The 6,754-nt window shown below is 69.8% G+C and carries 5 protein-coding genes and 1 pseudogene; all 6 read right to left on the minus strand.

Annotated elements, in window-relative coordinates; translation table 11 throughout:
- Nucleotides 1-361: pseudogene (locus CEK66_RS19585) on the minus strand (DUF4124 domain-containing protein); the annotation flags it as partial.
- Entirely contained in the window at nucleotides 361-1,116 is a 756-nt protein-coding gene (locus tag CEK66_RS19590; protein WP_150411470.1) for a DUF4124 domain-containing protein, read from the minus strand. The gene CEK66_RS19590 and the pseudogene CEK66_RS19585, both read right to left, overlap by 1 nt.
- Nucleotides 1,117-1,808: 692 nt before the next feature.
- Nucleotides 1,809-2,369 carry a Sua5/YciO/YrdC/YwlC family protein gene (locus CEK66_RS19595; protein ID WP_152238016.1) on the minus strand — a complete coding sequence of 187 codons (561 nt, stop codon included), beginning with the start codon at nucleotides 2,367-2,369 and terminating at the stop codon, nucleotides 1,809-1,811.
- Between the two features lie 213 nt (nucleotides 2,370-2,582).
- Nucleotides 2,583-5,069 (minus strand): DNA topoisomerase I, encoded by a 2,487-nt coding sequence (locus tag CEK66_RS19600; protein ID WP_152238017.1) that lies wholly within the window; start codon nucleotides 5,067-5,069, stop codon nucleotides 2,583-2,585.
- Between the two features lie 239 nt (nucleotides 5,070-5,308).
- Nucleotides 5,309-6,250: an RDD family protein gene (locus CEK66_RS19605; RefSeq protein ID WP_152238018.1), complete on the minus strand. Its 942-nt coding sequence runs from the start codon at nucleotides 6,248-6,250 to the stop codon at nucleotides 5,309-5,311.
- Between the two features lie 39 nt (nucleotides 6,251-6,289).
- Entirely contained in the window at nucleotides 6,290-6,712 is a 423-nt protein-coding gene (locus tag CEK66_RS19610; protein ID WP_017914934.1) for a pilin, read from the minus strand.
- Between the last annotated feature and the right edge of the window lie 42 nt (nucleotides 6,713-6,754).

Raw genomic sequence — 6,754 nt, forward strand, 5'->3', positions numbered from 1 at the left:
GGGGGGGGCGGGGTGCCAGCGGCGGGGGCGGAAGCATTGGTGGCGGTGGCGGTGGCGGGGGCGGTGGCGCGGCGGCTGCGTCTGCCGCGGTTGGCGTGTCAGCAGACGCGGTGGTGGACGCGGCGGTCGTGGCGCGTGCGGGCGGCGGCGATGGCGCGGGCTGGGCGGCGATCGCGGCCGGCAGTGCGGCGCTGCTGACGCCCTGCATGATTTTTTTCTGCTGGCGCATGCCCTTGGGACAGGGCTGGTTCTGGATGGTCAGGTTGTCCTGCGCGTCGGTGCAGCGATAGAACACCACCGGTTCGGCGTGCGCGGCGCCGGCACAGGTCAGCACCACGGCGAGGCAGAGTGCGCGCCGCATCAGCTGCCGCCGCAGTCGCGCGCCAGACGCGCATCGATGCCGCGCTGCTCGGTTTCCATTGCGCGGCGCTCGCTCTGCAGCGCGCTGTTGTAGCGACGGATCAGCTCCCAGCGACGGTCGCTCAGGCGCGCGCAGACTTCCTGCTCGGGCAGCGCGGTGCAGGTGTCGCGGATCATCGTGCTGCCGGCCGGCACGATCACGCCGGCGCCGGCGGACACCCCAGGCGGCGGTGGACCGGGCGGGCGCGGGCCGCCGGGCGGAGGCGGTCCCGGCGGGCCGGGCGAGCGACCATCGGGGCCGCGCCCGGATGGCCGTGCGTACGGGCCCTCGGCATAGCCATAGGCCCACAGCGGCACCCAGCGCGGATTGCCGGCGTTGTCGTCGCTGGTGTAACGCGCGCCTTCCGGGGTGACGCACTCGTACATGGGCTGCGCAGGCTGCACGGTGACGATGCGGAGTTCGCGCTGCGGCAGCGGCGCCGGCGAGGCCTGCGCGCGTGCCGGATCGGTGCTGATGGTGGTGGTCGGCCGCGGCGGCGGATCGCGCGGACGCTGCATGTCCAGCACCTGCTGCTGGCGCGCGTTCTCGCAGGGGGCGTTCTGCAGGCTGACCGCGCCGGAAGCGGCGATGCAGCGATAGATGCGCACCGACGCATTGCTGCCGTCGCTGCTGACCGTCTGCGTCTGTTGCGCCCAGCCGGCACCGATCCAGGGCGACAGGCTCAGCAGCAGCAATGGGCGGAGAAGGAGGCGCATGCGCGCATCTTGCGCGCCTTGGGCAGCCAGGGAAAGGGCGGGCCGGCGAGGATTCAGGCCGCGGTGGCGCGGGTGGGGCCGCAGCGGGGTCTTGTCGCGCATCGGGCAGGCCAGGATCGGCCAGCGCGCTTCCTGCAGCATTTCGCAGCTGCTGTACGGTGCCGCCGGCCTCGGCCAGGGCGCGCTCGTGCAGTACTGGCGCGTTGATCTGTCGCTGCGAGGCTTCGACCGACCCTCATCCGGCCCTTCCGGCTACCTTCTCCCAATGGGAGAAGGGAACAGCTAGCCCTCTCCCGTCGGGAGAGGGGTTGGGGTGAGGGTCCGGCGCGAAGCGACTCGCGTAGTTTGAGTGCACGAGGCTGCGCCCGCACCCTCATCCGGCCCTCCGGGCCACCTTCTCCCAATGGGAGAAGGGAGCAGCTACCCCTCTCCCGCTGGGAGAGGGGTTGGGGTGAGGGTCCGGCGCGAAGCGACTCGCGTAGTTTGAGTGCACGAGGCTGCGCCCGCACCCTCATCCGGCCCTCCGGGCCACCTTCTCCCAATGGGAGAAGGGAACAGCTAGCCCCTCTCCCATCGTGAGAGGGGTTGGGGTGAGGGTACGGTGCGCGAAGCGCCCGCGTGGTTCCATCGCGCCATTGCCGCCAGACGCCGACGCGGTGGAAGACAGGCGTGCCGCGCTGAAGAGCAGCGCCTCAGGCGCGCAGGATCTCGCCGCTGGCGGCGTCGCGGATCGGGGTGGGCTGGGCCAGGCCGCCGGTCTCGCCGTCGAGCAGGCCGTCGAGGTCGCCCAGCACCAGCGGATCCAGTTCGCTGCGCTGCCGTGCCGGCGGCTCGCCGCCGCGGTTGGCACTGGTCGAGACCAGGGCGCCGCCCCAGGCCCGGCACAGGGCGGCCACCAGCGGATGGGCACTGATCCGCACGGCGATGCCCTGGTGCGCGCCGGTGATCCAGGGCGGCGCATGCGCGGCGGCGGGCAGGATCCAGGTATGCGGTCCGGGCCAACTGGCCAGCACCGCGGCCAGCCGGTCCGGCGGCAGGGCCGACAGGTCGAGCAACGGGCGCAACGGGTCCAGTTCGGCGGCGACCACGATCAGGCCCTTGTCCACGGGTCGCTGCTTGATCCGCAGCAGGCGGGTCACGGCGGTCTCGTCGTGCGGATCGCAGCCCAGGCCCCACACCGCTTCGGTGGGATAGGCGATCACGCCGCCCTTGCGCAGGACGGCGACGGCATGGCTCAGGGACAGGTCGGTCATGCGCGCATCATGCGGCACGTCCTCGTCTAAGGACAATGAGGGTCGGTTGGGCGGGACTCGGGATTTTCGCAAGTCTCCGGCCCGCCGCTTTTCTGTGGGAGGGGCTTCAGGCGCTGAGAGACGCCGTCGGCACCGCGAGAAGGCGGCTCGGCGCCCGCGCTCGTACTATTCGAGGGGGTGCATCGGGCCGCCCTGGGCCATCCGCAGAGCGGCTCAGCCGCCCTTGGCCACGGTCTTCTTCGCCGCCTTCTTCACCGCTTTCTTGGCGGTTTTCTTCGCGGCCTTCTTGACCGCTTTCTTCGCCGCCGGCTTGGCCGGGGCGTCGGCCGCGGCCTTCTTCGCCGCGCTCTTCTTCGGCGCGGCTTCCTTCTTGGCGGCGGCCTTCTTGGCGCCGAAGCCCTTGCGCACCGGCTTGCCGGTTTCCTCCAGCAGCTTCTGCACTTCGTCCAGGCTCAGCGAGGCGGGCTCGCGATCCTTGGGGATCTTGCCGTTGAGCTTGCCGTCGCTGATGTACGGGCCGAAGCGGCCGTTGAGTACCTGGATGTCGCTGCCGGGAAATTCCTTGATGATGCGGTTGCGCGCGATCTCTTCCTTCTCCTCGATCAGGAACACCGCACGGGCCAGATCGATGGTGTAGGGATCGTCTTCCTTCTTCAGCGAGGCGTAGACGCTGCCGCGCTTGGCGAACGGGCCGAAGCGGCCGATGCCGACGCTGACCTCCTCGCCCTGGTCCTGGCCGAGGCTGCGCGGCATCAGGAACAGCTCCAGCGCCTCCTCCAGGGTGATGGTGTGCATGCTCTGGCCGGGACGCAGCGACGCGAACTTGGGCTTGTCCTCGGCGTCCTCGGCGGTGCTGCCGATCGCCGCGTACGGCCCGAAGCGGCCCAGGCGCACGCTCACCGGCTTGCCGGTCTTGGGGTCGGTGCCGAGCTCGCGCGCACCGCTGGCTTCGGCGCGGTCCACCGATTCCTTCTTGTCCTCGACCAGTTCCTTGAACGGCTCCCAGAAGCGCGACATCAGCGGGACCCACTCCTCCTCGCCGCGCGAGACCGCGTCCAGCTCGTCTTCGAGCTTGGCGGTGAAGTCGTAGTCCACGTACTGGGTGAAGTGGCTGGACAGGAACTTGGACACCGCGCGGCCGACGTCGGACGGGCGGAAGCTGCGGCCTTCCATCTCCACATACTTGCGGAACAGCAGGGTCTGGATGATCGAGGCGTAGGTCGAGGGACGGCCGATGCCGTACTCTTCCAGCGCCTTCACCAGCGCCGCTTCGGTGAAGCGCGGCGGCGGCTGGGTGAAGTGCTGCTCGGCCAGGATGCGTTCCAGCGGCACGCGGTCGCCAGGCTTCATCGCCGGCAGCTTGCGGCCTTCGTCCTCGTCCTCGGCGCTCTTGTTGTCCTTGCCTTCCTCGTACACGGCCAGGAAGCCGGGCACCACCACGGTGGTACCGCTGGCGCGGAACACGTGTTCGCTGCCGGCCGACAGGTCGACGCTGACGGTGTTGAGCGTGGCCGGAATCATCTGGCAGGCCACCGCACGCTTCCAGATCAGCTCGTACAGCTTGCGCTCGTCGTCGGTCAGGAAGCGGGCCACCTGCGACGGGGTACGCAGCGCCGAGGTCGGACGCACCGCTTCGTGCGCTTCCTGGGCGTTCTTGGACTTGGTCTGGTAGGTGTTGGGCTGGTCCGGCAGCGAGGCGATGCCGTAGTCGCGGGCGATCACGTCGCGGATCTCGGCCAGCGCGTCCTGCGACAGGTTGACCGAGTCGGTACGCATGTACGAGATCAGGCCGACCGTGCCTTCGTCGCCGATCGCCACGCCTTCGTACAGCTTCTGCGCCACCTGCATGGTCTTGCGGGTGGTGAAGCCGAGCTTGCGCGAGGCTTCCTGCTGCAGCGTGGAGGTGGTGAACGGCGGCGCCGGGCGGCGCTTGCGCTCCTTGCTGGCGACGTCGGTGACGTGCAGCGCGCCCTGCGCGGTCTGCTGGATGCGCAGGCGCGCGGCCTCGGCGGTGTCGCCGTCGGTGATGGTGAACTGCTCGAACTTCTGCCCGTCGAGCTTGATCAGCTTGGCGTTGAAGTGCTGCGAAGGATGCGCGCAGTCGGCGGCGATGGACCAGTACTCGCGGGCGATGAAGGCTTCGATCTCCTCCTCGCGCTCGACGATCATGCGCAGCGCCGGCGACTGCACGCGGCCGGCGGACAGGCCGCGCTGCACCTTGCGCCACAGCACCGGCGACAGGTTGAAGCCGACCAGGTAGTCCAGCGCGCGGCGGGCCTGCTGCGCATCGACCAGGTCGCCGGCGATCTGCCGCGGTTGCGCCATCGCTTCCTTGATCGCGCGCGGGGTGATCTCGGTGAACACCACCCGGTGCAGCGGCTTGCCCTTGAGCAGCCCGCGCTCCTGCAGGATCTCGGCGATGTGCCAGCTGATCGCCTCGCCCTCGCGGTCCGGGTCGGTCGCCAGGTAGATGTCTTCGGCCGCCTTGGCCGCCTTGGCGATGGCCTCCACGTGCTTCTCGTTCTTGTCGATCAGCGCGTAGCGCATCGCGAAGCCGTCGTCCGGATCCACCGCGCCTTCCTTCGGGATCAGGTCGCGCACGTGCCCATACGAGGCCAGGACATGGAAATCCTTGCCGAGGTATTTGTTGATCGTCTTGGCCTTGGCGGGCGATTCGACGATGAGCAGGTGCTTGGACATGGCGGGTCGGGCTTCGATGGGCGTGGGCGGACGCCCAGGGGGCGGTAGGGTGGCGCAATTGCTCCGGTTAGTGAAGCGTTGCGGTCTCGCAGAGAAGCCGACGCCCGGGATGGAACCCCCGGGCGTTCAGCTACGGCGCTTATTTATTAGTGGGCATGTCCGGCGCCCGCTGTCAAGCCGGCGCCTGCCGGCCGGGCAGGCGCGCGGGCGGCGGCGGGGGTTCCCGGAGCCCGCCGGACTCAGTGCCAGCCGCCCTTGGCGGCCACGCCGATCGCCAGCACCACCACCAGCAGCGCCGCTGCCGACAGCAGGCCGAACAGGGCCAGGATCACCACGGTGACCGTGCCCAGCTTGCGCTGCTGCCATTCCGGGTGGTCGGTGTAGGCCCACTTGTCCACCACCAGGGTGTCGCAGAGCATGTCGTGCAGGGCCTGCTTGCGCTCGGTGAAGGCCGCCATCAGCAGGCCGATGCCCAGGGTCAGGCTGCTCAGCATGAAGCCGAAGTAGCGGCCCACGCCGCGGGACACGGTGATACGGCTGCCGTCGGTGCGCACCACCTTGATGCCGACCGCCATCTTGCCCAGCGTGGCTTGCTTGGTGGAGGCGTGGAACAGGCCGTAGTACAGCGCCGCGATCGCCATCGGCAGCAGGTACAGCAGGAGCAGCATGACGATGCCGGCGGCAGTGCTGAAGTCCGGCTGCTTGCCGAAGCCGGTGATCCCGAAGAAGCCCAGCATCACCACGAACTGGATCACGTTGGCGACGATGCCGACCAGGAACGCGTCGATCAGGTAGGCGGCCACGCGTTTCCAGAAACCGGCCTGCACCACCTCGCCGCCGCCGACCACCCGCGCGCCACCGTCGAGCACGGCGCTGGGCGCCGCGTAGGGCGACGCCGCCACGGCCGGCGCGGGCGCGGTCCAGGCGTCGGGGACGGTCGTGGCCGGGGGCGGAGGAGGAGTCTCTCGGTCAACCTCGATCGGGGCAATCGCAAGCGCCGGTGCCTGGGTCAGGCCGAGTTCGTCGACGAACTCGGCCAGGGTGCGCCATTCGCTCAGGCCCTCGCGCCAGACCAGGGTGGACAATCCGATCTCGCCGCGCTGGAAGCGCTGCTGCAGGTCGGCGGCCGCTAGCGGCCCATGGCGCTGCTGCGCTGCGTCGGCGTAGTACCACTCAGTCATTCTGTTCCCCGGGAGTTGCAGTCGAAAACGGTGCGCCGGTCAGCCGCCGCGGCAGTGGACCGGCAGAACGCGGTCGTCCAGATCGGAACTGCAGTTCCAGGCGGACGTGCGCTCATCGTAGTCCAGCCACAGCGCTTTGCCATCCAGGCGCTTGTGGTCGGGCAGGTGCAGGGTGGCTTCCAGGCCGCAGTGGCCGTTGTCGAAGCGGCCGACCCGCACCTGCGCGATGGTGTCGCCGGCATAGCTCTGCGGTGCGCCGAAGCCGGTGTCGCCGTTGACCGCGCAGCGGTGCTCCTGCGCATTGAAGGCGGCGATCTGGTCCTTCAGCGGCGCCAGGTGGTCGAGCGCCTGCGCGACCTTCGCGCGTGCCAGGTAGTCCTGGTACGCGGGCAGGGCGATCGCCGCGGCGATGCCCAGGAACGCCACCAGCAGCACGCCGACGATGGTGCCGACGATGGCCATGATCGCGCAGCCGGACAGGCCGCTGCGCGATCATGGCCATCG

Source organism: Xanthomonas sp. LMG 12460, from assembly GCF_009192895.1.
Taxonomy (GTDB): domain Bacteria; phylum Pseudomonadota; class Gammaproteobacteria; order Xanthomonadales; family Xanthomonadaceae; genus Xanthomonas_A; species Xanthomonas_A sontii.

Coding starts and splice junctions, on each gene's coding strand:
- CEK66_RS19590 (WP_150411470.1), bottom strand. CDS start 1,116: ATGCGCCTCCTTCTCCGCCCATTGCTGCTGCTGAGCCTGTCGCCCTGG.
- CEK66_RS19595 (WP_152238016.1), bottom strand. CDS start 2,369: ATGACCGACCTGTCCCTGAGCCATGCCGTCGCCGTCCTGCGCAAGGGC.
- CEK66_RS19600 (WP_152238017.1), bottom strand. CDS start 5,069: ATGTCCAAGCACCTGCTCATCGTCGAATCGCCCGCCAAGGCCAAGACG.
- CEK66_RS19605 (WP_152238018.1), bottom strand. CDS start 6,250: ATGACTGAGTGGTACTACGCCGACGCAGCGCAGCAGCGCCATGGGCCG.
- CEK66_RS19610 (WP_017914934.1), bottom strand. CDS start 6,712: ATGGCCATCGTCGGCACCATCGTCGGCGTGCTGCTGGTGGCGTTCCTG.